The organism is Desulfocurvibacter africanus subsp. africanus DSM 2603 (assembly GCF_000422545.1).
Lineage (GTDB): Bacteria > Desulfobacterota > Desulfovibrionia > Desulfovibrionales > Desulfovibrionaceae > Desulfocurvibacter > Desulfocurvibacter africanus.
On sequence record NZ_AULZ01000002.1, the window covers coordinates 337,163 to 359,641 of the forward strand.

Annotated in this window: 21 protein-coding genes and 1 pseudogene; 12 read left to right on the forward strand and 10 right to left on the reverse strand. The window is 56.8% G+C overall.

Going from position 1 to position 22,479, the window contains the following annotated elements:
• The first annotated feature begins 81 nt into the window (after window positions 1-81).
• Window positions 82-1,008 (forward strand): lipopolysaccharide kinase InaA family protein, encoded by a 927-nt coding sequence (locus tag H585_RS0103750; RefSeq protein ID WP_027366807.1) that lies wholly within the window; start codon window positions 82-84, stop codon window positions 1,006-1,008.
• A gap of 125 nt (window positions 1,009-1,133) precedes the next feature.
• Here H585_RS0103750 and H585_RS0103755 read toward each other — a convergent pair whose 3' ends face one another.
• From H585_RS0103755 to uxx1, 5 genes are all read right to left on the reverse strand, one after another.
• Window positions 1,134-2,075, reverse strand: coding sequence for a branched-chain amino acid ABC transporter permease (locus tag H585_RS0103755; RefSeq protein WP_027366808.1), 942 nt, complete (start codon window positions 2,073-2,075; stop codon window positions 1,134-1,136).
• A 2-nt stretch (window positions 2,076-2,077) separates the two neighbouring features.
• Complete coding sequence (locus H585_RS0103760; protein WP_014260333.1) at window positions 2,078-2,974, reverse strand: branched-chain amino acid ABC transporter permease; 897 nt, start codon at window positions 2,972-2,974, stop codon at window positions 2,078-2,080.
• Window positions 2,975-2,993: 19 nt separating this feature from the next.
• Entirely contained in the window at window positions 2,994-4,583 is a 1,590-nt protein-coding gene (locus H585_RS0103765) for an FG-GAP repeat domain-containing protein (RefSeq protein WP_027366810.1), read from the reverse strand.
• Between the two features lie 68 nt (window positions 4,584-4,651).
• Window positions 4,652-5,116, reverse strand: a complete 465-nt coding sequence (locus H585_RS0103770) for a hypothetical protein (protein ID WP_027366811.1) — start codon at window positions 5,114-5,116, stop codon at window positions 4,652-4,654.
• Between the two features lie 155 nt (window positions 5,117-5,271).
• Entirely contained in the window at window positions 5,272-5,478 is a 207-nt protein-coding gene (uxx1, locus tag H585_RS20755; protein WP_014260336.1) for a UXX-star selenoprotein family 1, read from the reverse strand.
• A 303-nt stretch (window positions 5,479-5,781) separates the two neighbouring features.
• Here uxx1 and H585_RS0103780 point away from each other — a divergent pair, with 303 nt between their 5' ends.
• The 3 genes from H585_RS0103780 to H585_RS0103790 all read left to right on the forward strand — a co-directional run bounded on the left by H585_RS0103780 (window position 5,782) and on the right by H585_RS0103790 (window position 7,963).
• Window positions 5,782-6,654 carry a tetratricopeptide repeat protein gene (locus tag H585_RS0103780; protein WP_027366812.1) on the forward strand — a complete coding sequence of 291 codons (873 nt, stop codon included), beginning with the start codon at window positions 5,782-5,784 and terminating at the stop codon, window positions 6,652-6,654.
• Window positions 6,655-6,781: 127 nt separating this feature from the next.
• Complete coding sequence (locus H585_RS0103785; RefSeq protein ID WP_027366813.1) at window positions 6,782-7,471, forward strand: type 1 glutamine amidotransferase; 690 nt, start codon at window positions 6,782-6,784, stop codon at window positions 7,469-7,471.
• Window positions 7,472-7,474: 3 nt separating this feature from the next.
• Complete coding sequence (locus H585_RS0103790; protein WP_027366814.1) at window positions 7,475-7,963, forward strand: pyridoxamine 5'-phosphate oxidase family protein; 489 nt, start codon at window positions 7,475-7,477, stop codon at window positions 7,961-7,963.
• A 262-nt stretch (window positions 7,964-8,225) separates the two neighbouring features.
• On the opposite strand, the gene galE is transcribed toward H585_RS0103790, so the two are convergent.
• From galE to H585_RS0103805, 3 genes are all read right to left on the reverse strand, one after another.
• The gene (gene galE / locus H585_RS0103795; RefSeq protein WP_027366815.1) at window positions 8,226-9,206 is read right to left on the reverse strand and encodes a UDP-glucose 4-epimerase GalE; all 981 of its coding nucleotides are present in this window, start codon (window positions 9,204-9,206) and stop codon (window positions 8,226-8,228) included.
• Complete coding sequence (locus H585_RS0103800) at window positions 9,196-10,149, reverse strand: UDP-glucuronic acid decarboxylase family protein (RefSeq protein WP_027366816.1); 954 nt, start codon at window positions 10,147-10,149, stop codon at window positions 9,196-9,198. Before H585_RS0103800 ends, galE begins: the two co-directional genes overlap by 11 nt.
• A gap of 462 nt (window positions 10,150-10,611) precedes the next feature.
• Entirely contained in the window at window positions 10,612-12,084 is a 1,473-nt protein-coding gene (locus tag H585_RS0103805) for a sensor domain-containing diguanylate cyclase (RefSeq protein WP_027366817.1), read from the reverse strand.
• Window positions 12,085-12,764: 680 nt separating this feature from the next.
• Between H585_RS0103805 and H585_RS0103815 the strand changes: the two genes are divergently transcribed.
• Window positions 12,765-13,742, forward strand: coding sequence for a ribose-phosphate diphosphokinase (locus H585_RS0103815; RefSeq protein WP_034627064.1), 978 nt, complete (start codon window positions 12,765-12,767; stop codon window positions 13,740-13,742).
• Here the strand turns inward: H585_RS0103815 and H585_RS0103820 are convergent.
• Window positions 13,729-14,805: a hypothetical protein gene (locus H585_RS0103820; protein ID WP_027366820.1), complete on the reverse strand. Its 1,077-nt coding sequence runs from the start codon at window positions 14,803-14,805 to the stop codon at window positions 13,729-13,731. The two genes, H585_RS0103815 and H585_RS0103820, sit on opposite strands and share 14 nt — an antisense overlap.
• 516 nt (window positions 14,806-15,321) lie before the next feature.
• Here H585_RS0103820 and H585_RS0103830 point away from each other — a divergent pair.
• From H585_RS0103830 to H585_RS20760, 4 genes are all read left to right on the forward strand, one after another.
• Window positions 15,322-16,563 carry a tyrosine-type recombinase/integrase gene (locus H585_RS0103830; RefSeq protein WP_027366821.1) on the forward strand — a complete coding sequence of 414 codons (1,242 nt, stop codon included), beginning with the start codon at window positions 15,322-15,324 and terminating at the stop codon, window positions 16,561-16,563.
• Window positions 16,564-16,671: 108 nt separating this feature from the next.
• Window positions 16,672-16,947 carry a type II toxin-antitoxin system Phd/YefM family antitoxin gene (locus H585_RS0103835; protein ID WP_027366822.1) on the forward strand — a complete coding sequence of 92 codons (276 nt, stop codon included), beginning with the start codon at window positions 16,672-16,674 and terminating at the stop codon, window positions 16,945-16,947.
• Window positions 16,947-17,273: a type II toxin-antitoxin system RelE/ParE family toxin gene (locus H585_RS0103840; RefSeq protein ID WP_027366823.1), complete on the forward strand. Its 327-nt coding sequence runs from the start codon at window positions 16,947-16,949 to the stop codon at window positions 17,271-17,273. The genes H585_RS0103835 and H585_RS0103840 overlap by 1 nt, the downstream gene beginning before the upstream one ends.
• Before the next feature lie 175 nt (window positions 17,274-17,448).
• Window positions 17,449-17,775 carry a helix-turn-helix domain-containing protein gene (locus tag H585_RS20760; protein ID WP_051182915.1) on the forward strand — a complete coding sequence of 109 codons (327 nt, stop codon included), beginning with the start codon at window positions 17,449-17,451 and terminating at the stop codon, window positions 17,773-17,775.
• Window positions 17,776-17,850: 75 nt separating this feature from the next.
• Here H585_RS20760 and H585_RS22355 read toward each other — a convergent pair.
• Window positions 17,851-18,094 (reverse strand): annotated as a pseudogene (locus tag H585_RS22355) (integrase core domain-containing protein); the annotation flags it as partial.
• A 275-nt stretch (window positions 18,095-18,369) separates the two neighbouring features.
• Here H585_RS22355 and H585_RS0103855 point away from each other — a divergent pair.
• From H585_RS0103855 to H585_RS0103865, 3 genes are read left to right on the forward strand one after another with little or no spacing between them, the layout of a single operon-like run.
• On the forward strand, window positions 18,370-20,484 hold the full coding sequence (locus H585_RS0103855) for a class I SAM-dependent DNA methyltransferase (protein ID WP_027366824.1): 2,115 nt from the start codon (window positions 18,370-18,372) through the stop codon (window positions 20,482-20,484).
• Window positions 20,481-21,623, forward strand: a complete 1,143-nt coding sequence (locus H585_RS0103860) for a restriction endonuclease subunit S (protein WP_027366825.1) — start codon at window positions 20,481-20,483, stop codon at window positions 21,621-21,623. The genes H585_RS0103855 and H585_RS0103860 overlap by 4 nt, the downstream gene beginning before the upstream one ends.
• Window positions 21,620-22,453: a hypothetical protein gene (locus H585_RS0103865; RefSeq protein ID WP_027366826.1), complete on the forward strand. Its 834-nt coding sequence runs from the start codon at window positions 21,620-21,622 to the stop codon at window positions 22,451-22,453. The genes H585_RS0103860 and H585_RS0103865 overlap by 4 nt, the downstream gene beginning before the upstream one ends.
• The last annotated feature ends 26 nt before the right edge of the window (window positions 22,454-22,479 follow it).

A 22,479-nucleotide genomic window follows, 5' to 3' on the forward strand; every position in this document is an offset into this window, starting at 1 on the left:
GTATCGTGCAGGCCGCTTTTAACGACCAGCCCTATGTAATAGGGCGATGCATGTTTCCACTGTCTTAAGAGGCAAATATTTATGAAAAATTATCCGGCCTACCCCTCTATTGCAGGCGTTTTCCTGACAAAAGTTTTGACCCATTTTCGACCGCAACGCCTGCGCCTTCCCTTGAGTCATGATGGATACTCGCGCAACCTGCTTTTGCCTGTCGCCGGTCAGTCCGAAATCGCCTGCGCTGCGGTGGATAGTTTGGACCGGGCCTGCCGCGCTCCAAAAGTGCGCGAAAAACTGCGGCGCATCTGTAAACGTCAAGCCGTGCAAGACCTGCGCATAAGTGTTCAGGACAAAGAATACTTTGCCAAGTATTACAATTACAAGGATATTCCAAGAATACTTGAAGGTTTGGGCTGGTTCGCGGACGCCGAGCGCAACTTCCATAATCACTGCTACTTGCACGCCGCGGGCTTGCCCGTGCCACGCCCTTTGGGGCTGCTGCGCGAGTGCTCGCACGGACTTCTGCGTCGGGCCATGTTGTTCACGGAGCGCATAGAGGGCGCGACGGAATTCAAGCAGTTCATCGTCGGTCTGGAAACCCTGTCGGCGAGGCAGCGCCTACGTTTCTATACCGAGCTGGGCAAGGCGCTTGGCCGATTGCATCGCTTCGGAGCATACACCGAGGACACGGACAAGAATCTCATGGTGCGCGCCAAGGGTGAAGGCTTTGAATTCTTCTTCATCGACTTCGACAACTCCTACCCCTGGCGCGTGGCCACATTGCGTCGGACCCTCAAATCTGTCGGGAAATATTTTCCACGGAAAATCAATCACCGGCAGGAAGAGCGTCAAGCATTCCTCGATTCCTACTTGCGGGAGCGAGGGAAGCCTGCTTGGCGGGCGATCCTGAGTGAGCGTCTCAATGTAAGCCCCAGCAGTACAAGTTCTGCGGCAATGCAGACCGCCCCGGACGCGCCAGAGTCAGCGGAGAAGCAGAGAAAGGCGGCCTGAAACTAAGGCCTGCTGTGAGAGGGCGATGCGTTGTTAGGTCAGCATGACAGGTGCCCTATCTGCACTGGCCTGCATCTGTCTACGGAAAGGCAGGCTGGCAGCAGGTCAGGTTAGAGCGATTCGGATCATTTCTTACGCAAGCGTTTCCAGGCCACGGGAGCAAGCAGAGCCGCGCCTAGGAGCAGGCCGTGGAACAGCGTGCGCGTATCACCCAGGAAATGAGCGTGGCTCAGGAGCGATTCAAGCCCGAGTACGGCCAGGATTGGGCGTACCGGATTTCCAGGCCCGCCGATAACGAGGTAGAGCAGGGTCTTGAGGGACAGCTCCAGGTCGAATTCGCCGGGTGAGATAAAGCCGCCGTAGGGCGCGTACACGGCGCCAGCCAAGGCTGACAGAGCCGCTCCAAGGCCAAAGGACAGGGAGCGTACAGCTGGGCGGCGAATGCCGCAGGCCGCCGCGGCCATGGGATCGGACTTGCAGGCCAGCAGGGCGCGCCCAAGGCGGCTGTGGCGCAGGGCCAGAAAGAGGTACAGCCCCCCGGCGAGCAGGGCCAGGAATACGTAGTAGTGCGCGATGTCTCCGCGCAGATTCAGGCCGAGTATGGATAGCGGCGTGGTCACGAGCATGCCGTCGGGACCACCGGTGATGGAGGACAGGCTTACGGCCAGATTGGTGAAAATGAGCGAGAGGCCCAGGGTAGCCATGGCCAGAAAACCTTCGCCAAGTTTCTCCATGGGATAGCTCAAGCCAAAACCGATTCCCCAGGCCGATAGAGCCACACAGGCAAGGATGAGAGGCGAGGCCTCCGGCCAAGCCTGATGCGCCAAAACCGAAAAATAGGCACCCAGCCCACAGAAGGCGCCTTGAGCCAGAGACGCCTGTCCGCCCAGCCCCAAGCAGAAATTAAGCGCCAGTACGTTCAGGGCCAGCAGAAGGTGCTGATTGAGACCCAGGAGTTCGTAATCGGGCACGAATGGTCCCAGGACGGCCAGGGTCAGCACGAGCAGCGCGCAATGCTTCAATCCCAGGGAAGCGGCTCGTTTAATGGCTTGGGGTTGGGCGGGCATGATCAGGCGCGTTCCTCGTGGCTGGTCATGGGCATGAGCAGCATGAGACCGATGAGCAGGCTGAAGCTCAAGGCCTCCTTGAGTTCGGCCGAGACGAGCAGCACCAGGGCGGCTTCCAGCAGGCCCAGGCCCAGACCGCCCAGGAAAACCCGCGACAGGGATGAGTAGCCGCCGATGGTCGCAGCCACGAAGCCCTTGAGGCCCAGGCCCAAGCCCATGTCATAGCGCAGCATGGTCTGGGGCCCTACGGCCATGCCGGCCATGCAGGCCAGCACGCCGGCCAGGGCGAAGGCCAACGCGTGGCTGGCCTTGGGGTTGATGCCCTGGAGCCGCGCGGCCAAGGGATTCATGGACACGGCACGGATGGCCCTTCCGCGGCGGGTGTGGCGTAGAAAAAAGGACAGGGCCGCGCCGCTGGCCAAGGCCAGGACCATGGCAGTGACAGTATCCCTGCCGAAATACAGCGAGCCGAGTCGTACCTCGGGCATGGGCAGGAGCTGAGCGAGCAGAAGAGGCTTCTTGCCCCAGACAAGGATTGCCAAGCCCTGCCAGACCAGGCTGGCGGCCACGGTGAGCATGAGTTGCCGCAGAGGGCTTTGTGACATGGCCAAGCCCAGGGTGGTGGCGTACAGGAAATGGCCCAACAGGAAACCCCATATGGAGGCTGCCGCCAAAGCCAGAAAAGGATTCAGCTCCATGGCCTGGGTTAGACTGAAGAGGCCCAGTCCGCCCAGGAGAAGCAACTCGCCCTGGGCGAAGTTGATGAGTCGGCTGGAGTTGTAAATGAGTGCGAAGCCGATGGCCATGAGCCCGTAGACGGAACCCAAGGCCAAGCCGGAATTTATGATCTGGGCGAAATAGAGCAGCAGCACGGCTGGGGTATGGTTCGGGCCCGGCATGGCCGGGCCCGAAATTTCGCTAGTTGGCCATATCGTAAATAATGAGCAGGCTGCGCGCACTGCCCAGGCCGGGCGTGGTGGTCACCAGCACGCACAGGTTCTGCTTGCCGTTATTATGGGCATCGGCCATGCGGTAAGCCATGACCGTGCCTTTGATCCTGGGTGTCTTCCACAAGGTCGTCATGCCCACGCCATCCCAGCGCAGGGCGTGGATCTCTCCCTGGGAGAAAGCCCGGTAACGCTCGAAGAATTGTGCCGCAACCGAGATGTTCAGATTGACCAGCAGTTCATGCTCGCCATTGCCGTCGGAATCCACAGTGGCCATGGGCATGGGTATGAAATAAAACCACTGTTCTCGGTTGCGTTCCTGTGTGCGGCCCATTCCCGGCACGGCCATCTTGTCGAACTCCAGACTGACGCTGGTGCCGTTGTATTCTTCCTCGCCCTTGGATTGCAAGCTGCCCGTGGAATTGAAGGTGCGCAGATGCTCGTCATCATCAATGACCGCAATTTTATAGTCCGCTCCCATGGGCAGATAGGCCATGTTGAAGAGGTTGCCTTTCGTGGGCGTGAGCAGCTTGACGCCCACGCGCGGCTCAGGGCCTTCCAGGCTGACCTGGCGCACTCCGGCGCGGTCGAAGAGATCATTGGTACCTTGATCCTGGCAAACGAGCACCTTGCGGTACAGCGGGGGGAAACGCATGACATTCAGGTGCAGCTTGATGTTGTCCCTTACAATAACCAGTTTGCCATCTCGCCAGCCGACTACGAAGGACAAGGGACGTTCATCGCGCCAGCCCGAGAATACGAGCTCTTCCTTGCCGTCTCCGTCGATGTCGAACAAGTTCATGGCCAGCATCAGGGAGCGCTTGGGAAGCGCAAAGCTCACCACGGGTTTCAGCTCGCCTTCCTCAATGCGCAAGAGGTGCGCCCGGCTCTGCTCGGCTAGGACCACTTCCTTGCGGCCATCGCCGTCCACGTCGCCTACATCCATGAACTCAGCGGTGAACGGATAGCTACGGCTGCGCCAGACGCCGCCTTGGTCACTGGTGGATTCGTACTGGAAGAGCGGGTTGGCTTTGTCCTGAGCGCTCTGCCCGCCAGCAATGGGGCTTGCGGCGGTTTTACCCTCGCTCTGGGCAGTTGCCTCCGCGGGGCGTTCGAAAAGAGAACTGTTGATCTCGCGGGCCATGGCTTCCAGGCCGGGAATGAGTTCGCTCAGCGGCATGCTGCCCTGCCTGGTCAGGGTGCGGCCATCCTTGCCCGCGACATTGACGTCCAGGCTGGCGTTGTCGCCCAATATGGTCGTGCTGCCCCAGACCAGATAATCGATATCCAGGGACTTCAGAGCCTGTTCGGCTTGATCGGCCGAGGCCACGGCCAAGGGGAGGGAACGCTTGAGCTTCGCCGAATCCATGGGCTCCAATTTGCCTGCCCATGTTAGTCGGGAAACGAGCATGGACTGGATGCCGGGGCCGAGATAGGCGTACTTGTCCGGGCCGTGCACGCCGAAGATGGCCACGGCGAACTGCTGGGGCTGCTGGGCGGACAGATTTGCCGGGAAGATAAGCAAAGCCAAGGTCATAATGGCCAGAAGACGCAGATGCATTGGTGAAATCCTCCGCTCTATGGGCACGGGCCAGAGGCCTTGCCTCGGGATCAGGTTTTCGGATTGTATCAGGATTGCACGATGAACTTGGCCTGTTCGCCCCGAACCGTGCCATGTACTTGGGCTTCTGGGACCAGTCCGGTTACTACCAGGGACAGCTCCTCGGTTAGTGCCGCCACGGCCTCGGGCTTGGCCAGTTCACCGGTCACGCGCAGGCATTCCTGCATGTCGTCGCCCCCTAGGTCGGGGCCTACCCATACGGCGGCACGCCAAGCCAGGGGTTCGCTGAGGCTCAGGTACAGAAGCATGGCTCCGTAGAGCCGATCCTCGAGGCTGGCCTGGGGCTGGCGTAGGCTGGCAAACTTTTCGGGCAGGTCGTCGTAAGGCGTGTTCATTACGCGTTCAAGGCGGTCCAGGGCGGCGGCGTGCGCAGACGCCGGTGTGCCTTCCAGCGCCGCCAGCAGAGCGGCGAAGAGGGCCGCGCGTTGGATGCGACAGGAGCGGCCTTGGGGCAGCGCCCTTTCAAGGGGCATGGATTCTCCTTACGGCTGAGTAAATCCAAGGACGAAAGACTTGTATCCTCTCCACGCCTTGGAAGCAACAGCCTAGGACATGCGCGGATAAGAGCGGCCACCCCGTGAAGGGGCGGCCGTCATTTTGTCGCCCGGCACGCGAGCGGCTAAATGCCTCACGAGCCGCCCGCGTAGCCGATGCTGATCTTCCCGTCCTCCAAGATGATAGGCACCCGGCGCTGTCCGGCCGAAAACTTGAGCATTTCGTCGAGTTTGGCCTGATCCTGTTGCACGTCTACGTACTCGGCTTTACCGCCATAGGCCGACCTGGCCTGATCGGTGTAGGGTCAACCGGACTTGCCGTAGATACGTACTTTGGGCATACCCGTAACCTCCTAATACGTATTTAAATGCTTAAATGCCTAGCCCACCAAATTATCATAGTTGGCGATGGTGTCCACGGGCAAGCCTCACTCGTTGGGGTTCCCTGGCGGACGGATTGACATGGCGCATGGAATCAGGTCTAAGAAAATCCATTCCAGAAACGACATGAGCGCAAGCCTGAGCACGCATTATGCATATGCGTGTAGCAAGGGAGTCATTCGACAATGTCATGCCCGACGTTGGAAATGATTCTACCATGGTTTAGCGGAGAGCATATCATTGGGCATTGCACGGAGTAGAACATGAGCGAAGAGTTCAAGGAAGTAATTCGACATATCAACCGCGCCAAGGCGTATGTCAACAAGTTCGAGGCCATCCGCACAATGCAGTGTATAGTGGATGCACTCGAATTGCTTATGAAGTCCAACAGCATTTTCGGACGGGAGAGATTCGAGCTGGAAATCCTGTTGGGTGAGGTTCTACGAACGCTCGCTTCCATGGACGAGATGCGCAATATATTTCCAAAAGGCTTATCTTACAAAAAAGGTCAGGAGAAGACTCTACACGGCATCCTGACCAAGGTGCTAAAGACCATAAGCGAAGCCATTGAAAAGGCGGAGATCGATAAGTTCCGCAAGCGTAAGAACGAGATAGACCGCTATATGCTTCAAGGCCAAAAGCTTCTGGATGAAAAAAATTTTATCGAGGCACGCAAGGTTTTGCGTAGGACTCAGGAGCTCTTCGCCGACGAGCCCGGCATCAACCAGGATATCGGCCAGCGCCTTTTCAAGGCCGGCCTGGCCCCGGAAGCCCTGGAGTTTTTCGAAGCAGCCATCCGCCAGGACAACCGCGATCCACGGCCCTATTCATATATGATCAACGTGCAGGAGTCCCTCGGCGAGTTGGAAAAGGCCGAGCACTACGTCAAGGAAGCCTTCAAGAACTTTGGCGGCAACGAGCGCATCTACCTGCGCATGGCCCAACTGGCCGTCAAGCTGCGCAAGTGGGACGAGGCCTTTGACGCGGCGCAGCAGGTCCTGGAGCTCAATCCCTATTCCCAGGAGGCCATGGAGGTCATGAAGCAGGCTAAGCCGCGCGTATTCGGCCGCGGAGCCGATGGGCAGGCCGCAGGCGGACAGGGGGGGAGTGGACAGCCCATAAAGTTCGACATTTAGCCCGTCCTTGCGGGCTGCATGCCTTCTCTTCTTTCCTACATGTGCGTATAGCCGAGTCCAGGCGCGGTCGGCGCATGCCTTGCCGTCGCCTGCGTTTTTTCATGTCCTTGCCCAACAGGAGTAGAGCATGCGCATGCATTTCCTTGAGCACGCTCCCTACGGCGGCGGAGCGTACATTGAGCAGTGGGCCGTCGAGAAGGGCTTCGACATCTCACGCACGAAGCTGCACGAAGGAGAGGCCCTGCCTTCGTCGCGCGAGTACGATGCTCTGGTCCTCATGGGCGGCCCCATGAGTGTGAACGATGATTTCAAATACCCCTGGCTCAAGGCCGAGAAAGAACACATCTCCAAGGCCGTGGCCCAGGGACGGCACGTGTTGGGTCTCTGCTTTGGGGCGCAGATTCTGGCCCAGGCCCTGGGAGCGTGGGTTGGACGCTCGCCGTTGCCAGAAGTGGGCTGGCAGACCGTGCAACTGACGCCCTACGCCTCGTGCACGCGTTATCTTGCCGATTTCCCGCCGGAGTTCATCGCCCTTCAGTGGCACTATGACGCTTTCGAGTTGCCCCGCCATGCCGTGCTTCTGGCCGAAAGCGGGACATGCGCCCAGGCTTTCGCCCTGGGCGAACAGGTTTTGGGCCTGCAGTTCCACCTGGAGGCAACCAGGACAAGCCTGGAGCGCCTAGTCGCCGATCTCGGTGGCTCTCTTGTCCCGAAGGCCACGGTGCAGGACGCACCAACCATTCTTAATTTGGCTGACGAGCATCTGCCAACCCTCAACCGCCTGTGCCGCAGTCTGTGCGACAGGTTTTTCAGGTAAGCCATGCGACGCAAGGACCGTGAGATCACCGATAAGGCCGAGCTGGAATCTCTTTTGCGCCAAGGCCGCGTTTGCCACTTGGCCATGTGCGGGCAATCCGGACAAGATTCGTCCGAAGTGGGCAGCCCCTATGTGCTGCCGGTGAACTACGGCTATGCCGACGGCGCGCTGTACGTCCACGGGGCGTCCAAGGGGCGCAAGGCCGACATCCTGCGCTCCAACCCGCGCGTGGCGTTCAGCATCCTACTCTCGGAAGAGTTGAAGGCCGCAGGCGACGGCTGCGAATGGACCACTTATTATGTGAGTCTATGCGGCGAGGGCCGGGCCGAGGTCATCGAGAAGGGTGAGGACAAAGCCATGGCTCTGACAAAGTTCATGGAACACTACGCGCCTGGGCCGCATGAGCTGCCGGCCGCGGCCGTGGCAGGCACGATGGTCGTGCGCATAGCCATCGAAAGTCTGAGCGGCAAGCGCAATCCCGGCAGCAGATAGGATCCAGAATCCCGGGCAAGCCGTCCACCGAAGCTGGAAGGCCCACAACCAAAGCAGTTCGCAAGGCTGATGACCGAAGCCATGAACGAGAAAAAAGCCCGGCAGGATTTCCTGCCGGGCTTTTATGCATTATCGCTTTGCGTTTTCCTGACCGCATCTCGCCGTCTTTTGGCTTGACCCAACTACGCTCGTCTTGTTTGAGCGTGCTGTCCATGTCTCCGGCCTTTACGGACCGCTCAGGTTGGCCGGGAAGCGTATGTGATCAGGCTCTGGAATGCCACTTCCAAGCAGTCGAAAGGATGCGTTCTATCTCGATGTTCTGAGGCTTCCACCCGAATTCCGACTTGATGCGCGCGGAGCTGCCGACGAGCCGCGCGGGATCGCCGGGCCTGCGCTTGTCCTCGATGACCGGGATAGCTCTGCCCGTCACCTGGCGAGCCGTCTCGATGATCTCCCGCACGGAGTAACCCTGCTCATTACCGAGATTGAATACGCCGCCCTTTTCTCCGGCGAGCAGGTATTCCAGGGCCAGGATATGGGCATCCGCCAGGTCAGTGACGTGGATGTAGTCGCGTATGCACGTGCCGTCCGGCGTATCGTAATCCGTGCCGAATATCTTAATGGGCTTATCCGGCTCCAGGGCCGCCCTGAGCACCAGTGGGATCAGGTGCGTTTCCGGGTCATGCCATTCGCCGACTTCGGCCTCGGGGTCCGCGCCGGCGGCGTTGAAGTAGCGCAGGCTCACGTACTTGAAGCCATAGGCCTGGGCATAATCGGCCAGGATGTTCTCCACCATGAGCTTGCCCCGGCCATAGGGATTGATGGGCGCCTGCGGGTGGTCCTCGGGGATGGGAATGGCCTGCGGATTGCCGTACGTCGCACAGGTGGAGGAGAATATGAGCTTGTCGACCCCGGCTTCGCGCATGGTCTGCAGGAGATTCAGGGTATAGGCCACATTGTTGAGATAGTATTTCTGCGGGTCGGTGACCGATTCGCCGACATAGGCGAAGGCGGCGAAATGCATGACCGCCTTGATGGGGTAGGTCTTGAAGACGAGCTTCAACTGAAGCGGATCGGCGATATCGCCGAGCACGAATTCACCCCATTTTGCGAACTCACGGTGGCCGTAGACGAGATTATCCAGCACGACCACGTCGTAGCCCCGCCGGTGCAGTTCCTTGCAGGCGTGCGAGCCGATATATCCCGCGCCTCCGACGACCAGCACGCAGGCCTTAGAACCCATTGCGGACGATCTCCTCGAAGTAGACGATGGTTCGGGCGAGACCGTCGTGCAGGGGGATCTTGGGCTCCCAGCCTAGGACCTCTCTGGCCTTGGTGATGTTGGGCTTGCGTTGGGTCGGGTCGTCCGTGGGCAGAGGCCGGAAATCGATCTTGGATTTGGAGCCGGTCATGCGGATGACCTGCTCGGCGAGTTCCAGGATGGTGAACTCGCCGGGGTTGCCTAGGTTGACGGGGCCGGTGACTTCGTCGGGCGTGTTCATGAAACGCACGAAGGCCTCGATGAGGTCGGAAACAAAGCAGAAGGAGCGCGTCTGAGATCCGTCGCCGTAGACCGTCAGGGGCTCGCCCTTGAGGGCCTGCACGATGAAGTTAGAGACCACCCGTCCATCGTTGGGGTGCATGCGCGGCCCGTATGTGTTGAAGATCCGGGCCACCTTGATGCGCAGCTTGTGCTGGCGGTGGTAGTCGAAGAAGAGCGTCTCGGCGCAGCGCTTGCCCTCGTCGTAGCAAGCGCGCCGGCCGATGGGGTTCACGTTGCCCCAGTAGGATTCCTCCTGGGGGTGAATCTTCGGATCGCCGTAAACCTCGGAAGTGGAGGCCTGGAATATCTTGGCTCTGGTGCGTTTGGCCAGACCGAGCATGTTGATGGCTCCGTGCACCGAGGTCTTGGTCGTCTGCACTGGATCGGTCTGGTAGTGGATGGGCGAGGCTGGACAGGCCAGATTGTAGATCTCGTCCACCTCGATGTAGAGCGGGAAGGTCACGTCATGACGGATGAGTTCAAAATATGGGTTGCCCAGAAGGTGAGCTATGTTCGACTTGCTCGAGCAGAAGAAGTTGTCCACGCAGACGACTTCGTGGCCCTCGCTCAACAGGCGCTCGCAGAGGTGCGAGCCGAGAAAGCCGGAACCGCCCGTTATGAGAATCCGTTTACGCAGGTGCATGCAGGTAAGCCTTTTTTGAGTGATTATGCCGGCCTTGTGCAAATGCCACAATGATAATGGCCTGAAGGCTCCAGAGTTCAACGAAACTCAACTTGCCAGCAGAATGGAACCTGCCGGGAGTATCTTCACTCGGTTTGCCGGGCTGTCTCGCACGGCGCACGGTCCGAGGGTGTCTTGAAAAACTTTACGGCTGTTTTACGGAGTATTCAAGCCATTCAGACGTTTCGAGCCTTGAATTCCAGGCAAGGCACGCATGCGTTCGCGTATCATCGGCGCAAGCTCAACAAGGGCTTGGGACTGCCAGTGCCTACGGTCAGCCGCCTCGAAGCGCTGTGCCGAGGTTCTCAGGAATTCCCAAAGCTAATCACTGCCGGAGAGTCCTGCCTGAATTTCACGCTGTGACTCTTAACGGCAGGCACAGGCAAACGCAATAGGACCGCCCAATACCCCCTCGGCCAGCTTTCAGTTCACGTCCTTGAGCGCGATATTGCCGCCCCGTGCCTTGCCCGCGTACATGGCCGCGTCGGCGCGCAGGACCATGGCGTCAAGGCTGTCTCCGGCGGAATACTCCGTCAGGCCGCAGCAAAGCGTGACTTTACGTCTGGGGTCATCCTTTATCGCCTCTGGCCCAGCCAAATCAGCCTCGAACATAATCGCACGGATGCGCTCGGTGATGCCCATGGCATCCGCGAGGGTGCTTTCGGTCAGGACAACAAATTCGTCTCCGCCCCAACGCGCCAGCAAGTCCGTAGGCCTGATGGCGGAAGAAATGATGCGCGTGATGCGGATCAAGAGCTGATCGCCAGCCAGGTGTCCGAGCTGGTCGTTCACTGGTTTGAATTTGTCCAGGTCCAAAAGAACCAAGCTGAGAGGGCGATTGTAGCGTTCATGGGTGTAGACGGCGTTCTGGAAGACAAACTCCAGACGCCGGCGGTTGGCCGCGCCCGTCAACTCGTCCGTGGTGGCTAGCGCCTCAACGCGACGCTGGTAGACATTGATGGTCGTCAGGGTCAGGGCGATGATGACTACCGAAGAACCAATGCCTATGAGGATAGTATGTATGAAGTTCCTGCGAGCCGCGGCAAGCGCCTTGCCCTCGTCCTGCTCGACGAAGATGATCCAGTCCAACTCAGGCACATAACGCACGGTAAGGAATATGTTTTTCCCTCTACGCGTGAACTGAAAGTTTTGAGGCTCGACCCTGGTCTTCAAGATGGCCTTAGCCAGGGAAGATATTCCTTCCATGTCCCGGATATTCGCCTTGTCGATCAGCTGCTTGTCCGAGTGTACTTGCACGATGCCGTAAGCATCCACGAGATAGATGGAACGGTCGTACTTCTCCTGATAGTCCATGATGAGCCGAGCCACGGAATCGACCTGCAACCCGACGCCGGTCACTCCCAGCAACTCGCCGGTACTGTCCACCAATCTGCAATTCACGAAAACGGTGAGCACGTTATCGGACGCTTCGTCCGTATCCACGTCGAGATCGTACTCCTTGCCGGAGACGATGAAACGGTAGAACCAGACATCATGGGCATCGTAGCGCGAAATTTCTTTATGGAACCCCTTGAAGTGGTAGTAGCGACGGGTCTTGGCGGAAACGAAGAACGTGGAGAAATAATCGTAACGATCCCGTAATTGTCCGAGATAACGTGTGATCTTGTCGAGATCCCGCTCGTCATTCAGTGCCCAATCCTTGAGGAAGGAATCCGAGCCCATGCTGGTGGAGACGGTAATGGGGCGCGTAAGCACCGACGACAGTTCGGAATAGATATTGTCGCGGGTCAGGGGCAGATCGTTCTGTATGATCTCATGCTGCACGGAGGCCTTGGTGATCTTGTAATTCAGGACGCTGATGCCGACAAACGAAATGGCCAGGATAAGCGCGAGAACAAAGAGCAACCGATTCCGCGTATTGAACGCCTTTTTCATGCCTGCAGCCTACTTCCTTGTGGCAGGATCAAAAGTGAACATGATCGAAATGCGCGTATGGCGCGGCGTTGGCACTCCCTTCCGCTGGCTAGTGGAAAAGAGTCCGCAAATGCCTCCAGATCTGCGAGGAATATTTGGAGATGGGGTGCCGGACAGGACACCACTGGGCTTACGGATTCGTAGCCATTACCCCGAGCTATGCATCACCCTTACTTACCAACAATGTATTGAAACTGGAAGAAATGGATTTTCAACCAAAGCCATTGCCTGCCTTATACATGGAGCCCATGCAGGATTTCATACGGGAATCTAAGGAAAGGGTTGGAGATGCTGATCAAGGCGAACACGATGCGGCATGGATGCTCCTTGTAGGCGGGGTAAGTGGCCGAAGTGCGGACGAACTGACTGATTTTCTTGGAGCTCACAATTCTCGAGGTGGTCTCCAGATTCGGGCGTGGCGTTTCATGCTGGTAGACCATTCACAAATGGCAAAGCGACATGCGCTCGAAGGCTTTATTTAAAAAGAGGCAAGAATCAGCCGGTTCATCATATTCTTTATTATAGTTGGTCGGTGTGATGCGCTCTTTTGGGGGGCCTCATGGAAAGCTGGTTGTGCTTTGCCTGGGTCGGGACAAGAGAATAGAAAATGGGAAATATCACGACATCCTCGAGTGGTATGCATGAATGCAATGAAAGTGTTTGCCCTTAACGCCACCGGTAGCTTTGGGGGACAGGTCGCCGAAGCGCTTGGGATCAAGCTCGCTCCTCATGAGGAGCGTGATTTTGAAGATGGCGAGCACAAAGCCAGGCCGCTGGTGAGTGTCCGTGGTCAAGACGTATACGTGCTGCAAAGCCTGCATGGAGGCCCTGAGCAGAGCGCCAATGACAAGCTCTGCCGCCTCCTATTCTTTGCCGGAGCTCTGCGGGAGAGCGGCGCGGCAAGAATCACTGCCCTGGTCCCATACCTTGCCTATGCACGCAAGGATCGTCAGACCAAGGCGCGGGACCCAGTGACAAGCAAGTACATGGCTCTGGTCCTTGAATCGGTAGGCATAGATAGAATCGTCACACTTGAGGTCCACAATATTGTCGCTTTCCAGAACGCATTCCGCATCCAGGCGCTGCATCTGGATACCAGAAGCCTGTTTGCCGCTCATGTGCAGGACACCATGGGCCAAGCGCATATTGTAGTTGTCTCGCCAGATCCTGGCGGAGTTAAACGCTCTCAACTCTTCCGCGAAACTTTGGAAAATCGCCTGCGCAGAGATATAGGCTCTGCCTACCTGGCGAAGCGCCGCAGCGCAGGCATTGTCTCGGGAACGCATTTGGCTGGCGAGGTGAGCGGGGCTACCGTGCTCATCCTCGATGATCTCATCAGCACCGGCGGAACAATGATCCGGGCCGCTGAAATCTGTCTTGAACATGGCGCCGCGAGTGTGGTCGCCTATGCCGCCCACGGCCTTTTCGTCGAGGACGCCAGCACCGCCATGCTCAGCTCTAGTCTGGGTCGGGTGGTGATCACCGATACGGTTCCCCCATTTCGCCTGGATGCCGCAGCCCGCGAGCGGGTTGAGGTGCTCAGTGCTGCCCCGCTGTTCGCGAAGGCGATCAGCAGACTGCACGACGACGGCTCCATGGCGGAACTCACGGAAGGGTAAGCCCATTGCAGGCTTTCTCCGCCGCCTCCAGGTAGCGTCTTGCGAGCTTTGGCCAGTGCTCCGGAGAGCGAGGCTGGGGTTCGGTCAGATGCGCAAGTGCAAGCCGCGCTCTCAGGCAGGCGTGGAACATCGTATAGAATGCGATGAGATCTTCGCCCGGATGGTCCGCAAGCTTGTCTTCAACTTTCTGTCGCAAGGTCCTGCCTATCCAACTTGCTCCAAGCAGCGAGCATTCCAGACCGAGATAGGCGATATCGTCGCAGGGGTCGACAAGGCGAAGAAAGCGGTTGAACTCCAGGCAGTCAATGACCGCTGGCGGTTCTATCAAGCAGATATGCTCGGGTTTCAGGTCCCCGTGGCCATCAACGATTCGCCCCTGCCGGACACGCTCCTTAAGCTTTTCCTGCTTGCGCTCCAGAAAAGTCTCGATTGTCGTTGTGATCTCATGCAGCCGAGCCCCATCAAAGATGTTGCCAAAGCGCCGGAACAACTCCACGTTCAAGCCCTGCTGGGAGCGAAACCGCTCGAAGTACGTATCCGCATCCAGACTCACAGGCTCAAGGCCTGCATAGAAATCGGCCAGCAGCGTGCCCACGCGCTCGATGTCTTGCGGCGTCAGCAGGCCATGGACGATGATATGATCCAGCATCTTCTCCGCGGGTAGCCGGCGCATGCGCACGAGCCAATCCACGACATCGCCGGTGCCGGCCAAGGCAAGCCGGCCTGACGGCTCCAAGGTCAAAGCGACGACCCCCAGATATACGTCCGGCGATAGGCGACGGTTGAGGCGAACCTCATCGCGGCAATCAGCCTCGCGCGCATCAAGCGTGCTGAAATTCAGGAAAGGATATTTGACCGGCTTCTTGAGCTTGTAGACCTCGCGGTCCGTGAGGAAGACCAAGGCCATATGGGTCTCCACCACGCTGACCCCCACGGGGCGTGGGTCATAAGCGTCTGGAGAACGGAGGAAGCGGACTTTGCTGTCCAGGTCTACGCCGCATTCCGAACCCCTGGAAGCGCAACGGTGGTTCTGGACCTTGTTATTGTGAGCGGCCTTGGCCATTTTGCATCCGTTGAAGCTGCATCCGCGCCGGCGACTCCACGCGTGTGCGTTCATCCACCTGAACACAGGAGCGCTTCCCATACTTGCTCGGAACACTGATTTTCAAGTCAGTCCGCATGCGGAACCGCCTCGCCTTCGAAATAGCGCATGACCAGCCAAGGCACGCCTTGGCAGCTTCTCCTGAAGCTCCTGACACCCTTGAGCATAGGCGATTTGTCCTGAGTGTAAACCTGCCAATTTAGGAACAAGAAAAAGGGCCTATGGTTTTCACCGTAGGCCCTTGAATTCTTGTGGTGCCGCGACACAGATTTGAACTGCGGACACGGGGATTTTCAGTCCCTCAAAATGAACCTTCCCGCGTCATCCCTAAGATGCCCGATTTGGCTAAATTTTCCTTGCTACAAGCCACTTTCTGGCCTACTCATGTCTCCCGAACCGTCACGAATTTACCCATCCTTTCCCTCAAAAAGTGGGGACAGGGTGGGGACAAAAATCGGTGCCGCTGGAGGCTTCTTCATGGCGAAGTGGATTACCTCGACCAAGTTCAAGGGATTGCGTTGGCGACTACACCCCACACGCAAGCATGGCGTGCAGCCGGATAAATATTTCACCCTGCGCTATCAGAAAGGAGGTGTGCGTGAGGAGGAGGGGTTAGGATGGGCTTCGGAAGGCTGGACCGAGGCCAGGGCCGGCTTGGTACTGGAACGCCTCAGGGCTGGGGCACGTACGGGCGAGGGATTTGCCCGCCTTGCGGATCAACGTGCTGCTGCCGAAGCTAAGCGTGAGGAAGAGGAGCGCAACAAGGTTCTCCAGGAGCGTGAGCGGGTTACCGTCAAGGAGTGGTTCGAGAGTGACTTCCTGCCTTCGTCCGGCGACACGATCAAGGCCGAGTCGCACCGCAAGCAACAGGAGCACTTTACCAACTGGATTGAGCCCTGCCTTGGCCGCCTACCCATGAAGGATGTCAAACCCTTCCATCTAGAGGGGCTGCGTTCCTCCATGTTGAAGAAAGGTAAAAAGCCGCGCACGGTCCAATATGTCATGGCGACCTTTCGTCGAGCTTGGAATGCCGCACAAATCGCCGGTCTGGTGTCGGGACTCAACCCCGTGAAAGGCGTGGCTTTGCCTCGCGTGGACAATGAGCGACGTCGCTACCTGTCTCGGGAAGAGGCCCGTCTTCTCCTTGATGAGCTTCTTCGTAGGAGTCCCACGACCTACGGACTGGCTTTGGTTTCCCTGCACACAGGCATGCGCTTCTCCGAGGTCGCCAGCCTGTCATGGGGCTGCGTAGATCTCGCCGGAGGGCGGCTGCACATCCTCCGGACCAAGGGCGGAAGGGATCGATCAGTTCCCATGACCATGGAACTGAAAACTTACTTATCTGGCTTGGAGCGAGGTGAGCCTTCGGATCTGCTCTTCAAGAGCAGTACCGGAGAGCGCATCGAGCAAGTGCCTTCCACATTCGCGCGAGCCTTGGAAGCTGTGGGTATTAATCGCGGGGTTACTGATCCAAAGATGCGCTTCAGCTTCCACGGGTTGAGGCACACGGCTGCGTCTTGGCTCATAGAAGCGGGCTGCGACCTCTATACTTGCCAAAGACTCCTTGGGCACTCAACTCCGACAGTTACTACCCGCTACGCCCACGTTTCGGATGGACAACTGGAAGCGGCGGTCAGGGCAATGGAAGCCAGGGGCCAAGAGAAGGACGAATCCCATGCGCAAGTGATTTCATTCGCCACGAGGAAGGACAAAATTTGATCTAACGACAGCAATAGCGGCAGAATCACCCCCCTGGAATGCTTTGGTCTTGCAGCGGACTCGTTTGAGGACTATATTTAGTCACGAACAAGCAAGCGAGGTTTTTCCATGAAGTTTTCAAGTCAAATCAAGCCGATCAGCTACCTTAAGGCCCATGCCGCCGAGATAATTCGCGGCCTGCCGGAACAGGGTCAGCCACTTGTCATAACCCAGAATGGCGAGGCCAAGGCGGTGATCCAGGATGTCGCCAGCTACGAACAGACCCAAGAAACCTTGGCACTGCTCAAAATTCTTGCTCTTGGGAATCGTCAGATCGAGGAGGGTAAGGTCAGACCGGCTGGGGAAGTGATCCAGCGCCTGCGCGAGCGGGCAGGGCAGCGCTGATGGCTTTCGAGGTCCTGCTGACCGAGGATGCGGCCCGCGACCTGGAGGACCTTCACGGCTACATTTCCGCCCATGATTCGCCAGAGTCTGCCGAGTACGTCCTGGAGCAGATTGAAAAAGCCTCCCTCAGTCTGGCTCAGTTGCCGGAACGAGGCGCATATCCCAAAGAGCTTGCCTCCTTGGGTATCAAGCAGTACCGAGAGGTATTCTTCAAGCCGTACCGCATCATCTACCAAGTGCTGGGAGAGCGGGTATACGTCATGCTGATCGCTGACGGACGCAGGGACATGCAAACATTGCTTCAGCGTCGACTCCTGGAGGGCTGACCAACGGTAACCCTAGAAAGCAAGCTCTTGCATGGGGTAAAGGAGCGAGAAGTTCCCCAAATCCCGATTTAGGATAAGAATTGCTAATGAAAGCGGGCAGCTTCCGATTTGGTAGTTGCCCGCTTTTGATGGTAAAACCAGCTCTCCTCCTAAGTTCCCAGAACCTGAGGAGAACATGGAAGATATCCAAAAGGCCCTGGCAGAGCGCGTGCGCCAACTCAGAAAGCGAGCAAAATTCACGCAGGAGGCGTTGGCTGAGAGAGCAGAGCTGTCCATTCAGCACATAAGCGACTTGGAACGCGGGAGGGGAAATCCCACGCTTCAAAGTTTGGAGCGCTTGGCAACTGCGTTGGATGTAAGGCTTTGGGATTTAATCGAGGTTGGGGAATACGTCATGGGGGAAGAAGAACTTGAAGAAGAAGTTGTGTTGCTGTTTAGACGACTTGATAGAGCAAAGAAAATTGCAGCAGTTAGGGTGTTGAAGGCTGTTTTTGAGAAATAGTAATACTGATCACTTCTGAAATTCTCCGAAGATAGATCTTTTATATGGTAATTTCTGACTGGAGTTGCCCCCCCGCTAAACCGGACACTCAGCGGTTTTCAAAGAGAGGATGAATTTTCTAGGCGGATTTCATCCGCAGGCCCTTGTGGGGATGTTCCTCGTTGTAGTCCTCAAACCAGTCCGCAAGCTGAGCAAGGACGATTCTCGCGTCCGGGCGGTCAAGGACGTACAAGTAATCGCGTTTGAAGGTTTTCACGAACGCCTCGGCCATGCCGTTGCTTTGCGGGCTGCGGACAGGAGTAAACCGACAGACCATACCAGGAGATATCATATGTCGGGTTCGTCGCATTTTCAAAGCGATGATTGTCCTTTGTGTCTTCTGTTTAACCGCCCCTGAAGAGGGGTAATTGCTGCATTAACAGCTTGTAATCAAAGAGATTTAGGTATATCAGTTGTGCGAATAGTAAATGCACTTTAAATTTCGGTTCATTTTGAGCTTAAACAAATATCCAGATACATTGCCAGAATAGATTGAAACGAAAATAATTGTCCGGCTGCCCTTGATCATTAAGCGAAGCTTTGGAGTGACTATACATGGCGCAACTAGAACATATAGAGGCAATCGAAAAGAGGCTGTGGACCGCCGCCGACACCATGCGGGCCAACTCGAACTACGCCAGCAACGAATACTTTCTGCCCGTCATGGGCCTCATCTTTCTTCGACATGCCTACAGCCGGTTCTTGATGGTGAAAGATGAGATCGTGGCGAACCTGCCCTCTCGTGGCGGCAAAACCAGGCCGCTGACCAAGGAAGACTTCTCGCAAAAGAGCTCCATCTTCCTCCAGCCCAAGGCGCAGTTCGACACTTTGGTGGCGCTCACGGACAGCGACGACAGGGCCAAGGCCATCATCGAGGCCATGGAATCCATCGAATCCGACTACGAGAGCCTGCGCGGCGTCCTGCCCAAGAACGAATATCAGGAGTTGGACAACAAGGTCCTGGGGCAGTTGCTGAGGACCTTGAACCCGGATGAGTTAAAGCGGGTGAAGGGCGATGTCTTTGGCCGAATCTACGAATATTTCCTGACACAGTTCGCCGACCAGAAGGCGCACGACGGCGGTGAATTCTTCACGCCCATTTCCCTTGTGTCCTTGATCGCCAACATTCTGGAGCCTAGCCACGGCACCGTCCTGGATCCCGCCTGCGGCTCCGGGGGCATGTTCGTGCAAAGCGCCCGCGTGGTTGAGCGGCAGCACCAGAACCCCAACGAGAGACTGACCTTCCGGGGCCTGGAAAAGAACGCCACCACCATCAGGCTGGCCAAGATGAACTTGGCTGTGCATGGCCTGGAAGGCGACATCCAGAAGGCCATCACCTACTACGAAGACCCGCACGAACTGCTCGGCAAGACCGAGTACGTCATGGCCAACCCGCCTTTCAACGTGGATGAGATAGACGCGGAAAAGGTCAAAATCGATCCAAGGATTCCGTTCGGCCTGCCGGGAGTGAACAAGAAGGGCAAGGTCTCCAACGGCAACTATATCTGGATCAGCTATTTCTACAGCTACCTGAACGAGACCGGACGCGCTGGCTTTGTCATGTCCTCCCAGGCCTCCAGTGCTGGCCGGGATGAAGCCAAGGTCCGCCAGAAGCTCGTGGAGACCGGCGATGTGGACGCCATGGTCGCGATCCGCTCGAACTTTTTCTACACACGCACCGTGCCGTGCGAACTGTGGTTCCTGAACCGCGCCAAGCCGGAAGAGCACAAGGACAAGGTGCTCATGATCGACGCGCGGAACATCTATCGCAAGGTCACGCGCAAGATTTACGACTTCAGCCCCGAGCAGGAGCAGAACATCCTGGCCATTGTCTGGCTCTATCGAGGGCAGGAAGAGAAATACCTCGATTTGGTCGCCGGGTATTGCCAGCGGCTACTTGGCGAGGCCGAAGGCTGCTTCACCGGTCAGGGAGAGAATGGCGATTCCATAGAACCTCTTCCCGAATTTACAGCGTCCCTGGATGCGCTCCTTGCCGCCATTAAGCCCTTTGTGAAGACACTTGCTGCGGACGCCGCCCATGCTGAACCGCTCAAGGAATACGAGACCGCATTGGCGGCCTTCCGTGACGATGTGAACGGCTTCAAAGCCGCCATCGACGAACAAGTGGAAGCATGGAAGACTCAGGACACCAGCAATGGCAAGTTGAAGCAGGCCGTTGAGCGCCTTGCGCCGATGGCCGAAACAAGCCGGGATTTGGTCAAGCAGACAGACCTGCTCTACAAGCTGGCCTGCCGCCTCATCGAGACCTGTGAAACCGAATGCGCGGCCCGTGACAATGACGCCTGGGCCAGCCGGGAGATCACCCGCGCCCGCAAAGCGGCGGATCAGGCGCGGCAACTGGCCGTGGAACAACTCAAGCTGGTTCGCTACTTCCACCGGCATGCGCGCTGGCTGACCGAACGTTTCCCTGAAGCAAAACTCCGAGATGTGGAGGGATTGGTCAAGCTCGTGGACCGCGCCGAGATCAAGGCCAACGACTGGAGTCTGACGCCGGGACGGTATGTCGGCGTGGCCCCGGCAGAGGTGGACGAGGATTTCGATTTTGAAGAAGCCCTCCGGGACATCCATGTGGAGCTGGAGGATTTGAACGCCGAGGCCGCACAACTCGCAGCGACCATCAAGAAGAATTTTGAGGAGCTAGGAGTATGAGTTGGACAACTGTACAGCTAGGAGACTTTATAACCCTCAAAAGAGGGTATGATCTCCCAGAGAGATCAAGAGTAGCTGGAAGTATTCCAATTGTATCTTCTTCTGGAATTACCGGAACACACAATGAAGCAAAAGTTGATGGCCCTGGAGTTGTAACAGGACGATACGGCACACTTGGTGAGGTGTTTTACATTGATGAGCCGTTCTGGCCGCTGAACACAGCATTATACGTTCAAGATTTCAAAGGAAATCAGCGTCGCTTTGTGAGCTATTTCTTGAAGTCTATTTTAGGTGGAACACAGAGCGACAAAGCCGCTGTACCCGGTGTCAATCGAAATGATTTACACGCCCGTAAGGTACTCGTTACAAAAGATTTACAAGAGCAAGCAACTATTTCCTCCATTCTTGCCTCCTACGACGACCTCATCGAAAACAACCGCCGCCGCATCCAGTTGCTCGAAGAGTCGGCGCGGCTACTCTACAAGGAATGGTTCGTGCGGCTTCGCTTCCCCGGTCATGAGCACGTCAATGTTGTGGATGGCGTGCCGGAGGGGTGGGAGAAGAAAGAGCTAGGAAGTATATGTACGCTGAGAGCTGGCGGCTCCTTCAAGACGAAATATCAAGGAAATGACGAAGGAGATCTTCCATTCATCAAAGTTCGGGACATGAATGGTGCTGGAAATTCTGTACATATAACCGGCGCTGACAACTGGGTTACAAACGATGAATGCTATGCATTCAAAGGAAAGCCTTTTCCTGTCGGCACGATAGTGTTTGCAAAAATTGGGGAAGCGCTCAGGAAGAATAGAATCCGAGCACTCTCTCGCGACACTCTGATTGACAACAACATGATGGGGGCGATCCCAAAGGACAAGATTTCAACATCGTTTTTGTACATCCTTCTATCATCTTATGATTTCAATAGTAATGCAAGCGGTGCTGCTGTTCCTTTCCTATCAGCTAAAGTGCTTGCAGCAGAACGATTTCTAGTGCCTAAGAAGTCCATCAGGCTACAGTTTGACGATTTTGTTTCCCCAGTCTTTCAACAAATCTTGGACCTCCAGCTCCAATCAGTTGAAGCAGCCAAAGCCCGTGACCTCCTTCTTCCCCGGCTCATGAATGGCGAGGTGGCGGTATGAGCAGCCTGAAGGTGATCGAGAAAAGGGTCTTTGAAGACCTCTTCGGCATGGCGAGCGGCTATGTCCTTGATTTCTCGAACAACACCTTTGCGGACTTCTTCCGTGATACCGCCAAGATCGACATCTACGCAGATAAATACGCTTTCAACGGTGACTCCAAGGCCAAACGTTTACGGGCATTTTGGGAGACTGAGCCGGACGCATTGGTCGGCAAGGTTCTAAACGGATTGTTGGAGATATGGCGGTACACTACCTCAAACACTGAGAAGGCAGCTGACTCACCGCAATACAAACGTGCGATGGATATTGTTGCCCGGCTGTCCGGTAAACAAGTAGAACAAGTGCCCACGGAGCAGGAATTCCTGCATCAACAATATCAGAACATCTCGATCAAAAATCTGTCCATAGACCCGAACTTGATACCGGTGCTTGAGAGCCGCCTGACCGAGGCGCAACACTGCCTGAAAGCCGCGCCACTCGCGACCATTTTTCTATGCGGGAGCATCTTGGAAGGCATCCTGCTGGGTGTCGCTTTGCAAAGGCCAAAGGAATTCAATCAAGCTACCAGCGCACCAAAGGACAAAAACAAAAACAACACGGTCAAGCAATTCCACGAATGGTCACTGGCGCAGTTTATCGAAGTCGCCTACGGGCTGAAGCTTCTGAAACTAGACGTTAAAAAGTTCAGCCACGAGTTGCGGGATTTCCGCAATTACATCCACCCTTACCAACAACTCGCATCAAAATTCGAACCCGATAAGCATACGGCTGAAATCTGCCTGCAAGTTCTGAAAGCGGCCATCGCCGATTTGTCAGGAGGCCGGAAATGATAGCAATTTTACAAGGGACGGCGAAT

What these genes read in the sequence shown, in the direction of transcription:
- H585_RS0103750 (WP_027366807.1), top strand. Translation starts at nt 82, where the DNA reads ATGAAAAATTATCCGGCCTACCCCTCTATTGCAGGCGTTTTCCTGACA.
- H585_RS0103755 (WP_027366808.1), bottom strand. Translation starts at nt 2,075, where the DNA reads ATGCCCGCCCAACCCCAAGCCATTAAACGAGCCGCTTCCCTGGGATTG.
- H585_RS0103760 (WP_014260333.1), bottom strand. Translation starts at nt 2,974, where the DNA reads ATGCCGGGCCCGAACCATACCCCAGCCGTGCTGCTGCTCTATTTCGCC.
- H585_RS0103765 (WP_027366810.1), bottom strand. Translation starts at nt 4,583, where the DNA reads ATGCATCTGCGTCTTCTGGCCATTATGACCTTGGCTTTGCTTATCTTC.
- H585_RS0103770 (WP_027366811.1), bottom strand. Translation starts at nt 5,116, where the DNA reads ATGCCCCTTGAAAGGGCGCTGCCCCAAGGCCGCTCCTGTCGCATCCAA.
- H585_RS0103780 (WP_027366812.1), top strand. Translation starts at nt 5,782, where the DNA reads ATGAGCGAAGAGTTCAAGGAAGTAATTCGACATATCAACCGCGCCAAG.
- H585_RS0103785 (WP_027366813.1), top strand. Translation starts at nt 6,782, where the DNA reads ATGCGCATGCATTTCCTTGAGCACGCTCCCTACGGCGGCGGAGCGTAC.
- H585_RS0103790 (WP_027366814.1), top strand. Translation starts at nt 7,475, where the DNA reads ATGCGACGCAAGGACCGTGAGATCACCGATAAGGCCGAGCTGGAATCT.
- galE (WP_027366815.1), bottom strand. Translation starts at nt 9,206, where the DNA reads ATGGGTTCTAAGGCCTGCGTGCTGGTCGTCGGAGGCGCGGGATATATC.
- H585_RS0103800 (WP_027366816.1), bottom strand. Translation starts at nt 10,149, where the DNA reads ATGCACCTGCGTAAACGGATTCTCATAACGGGCGGTTCCGGCTTTCTC.
- H585_RS0103805 (WP_027366817.1), bottom strand. Translation starts at nt 12,084, where the DNA reads ATGAAAAAGGCGTTCAATACGCGGAATCGGTTGCTCTTTGTTCTCGCG.
- H585_RS0103815 (WP_034627064.1), top strand. Translation starts at nt 12,765, where the DNA reads ATGAATGCAATGAAAGTGTTTGCCCTTAACGCCACCGGTAGCTTTGGG.
- H585_RS0103820 (WP_027366820.1), bottom strand. Translation starts at nt 14,805, where the DNA reads ATGGCCAAGGCCGCTCACAATAACAAGGTCCAGAACCACCGTTGCGCT.
- H585_RS0103830 (WP_027366821.1), top strand. Translation starts at nt 15,322, where the DNA reads ATGGCGAAGTGGATTACCTCGACCAAGTTCAAGGGATTGCGTTGGCGA.
- H585_RS0103835 (WP_027366822.1), top strand. Translation starts at nt 16,672, where the DNA reads ATGAAGTTTTCAAGTCAAATCAAGCCGATCAGCTACCTTAAGGCCCAT.
- H585_RS0103840 (WP_027366823.1), top strand. Translation starts at nt 16,947, where the DNA reads ATGGCTTTCGAGGTCCTGCTGACCGAGGATGCGGCCCGCGACCTGGAG.
- H585_RS20760 (WP_051182915.1), top strand. Translation starts at nt 17,449, where the DNA reads ATGGAAGATATCCAAAAGGCCCTGGCAGAGCGCGTGCGCCAACTCAGA.
- H585_RS0103855 (WP_027366824.1), top strand. Translation starts at nt 18,370, where the DNA reads ATGGCGCAACTAGAACATATAGAGGCAATCGAAAAGAGGCTGTGGACC.
- H585_RS0103860 (WP_027366825.1), top strand. Translation starts at nt 20,481, where the DNA reads ATGAGTTGGACAACTGTACAGCTAGGAGACTTTATAACCCTCAAAAGA.
- H585_RS0103865 (WP_027366826.1), top strand. Translation starts at nt 21,620, where the DNA reads ATGAGCAGCCTGAAGGTGATCGAGAAAAGGGTCTTTGAAGACCTCTTC.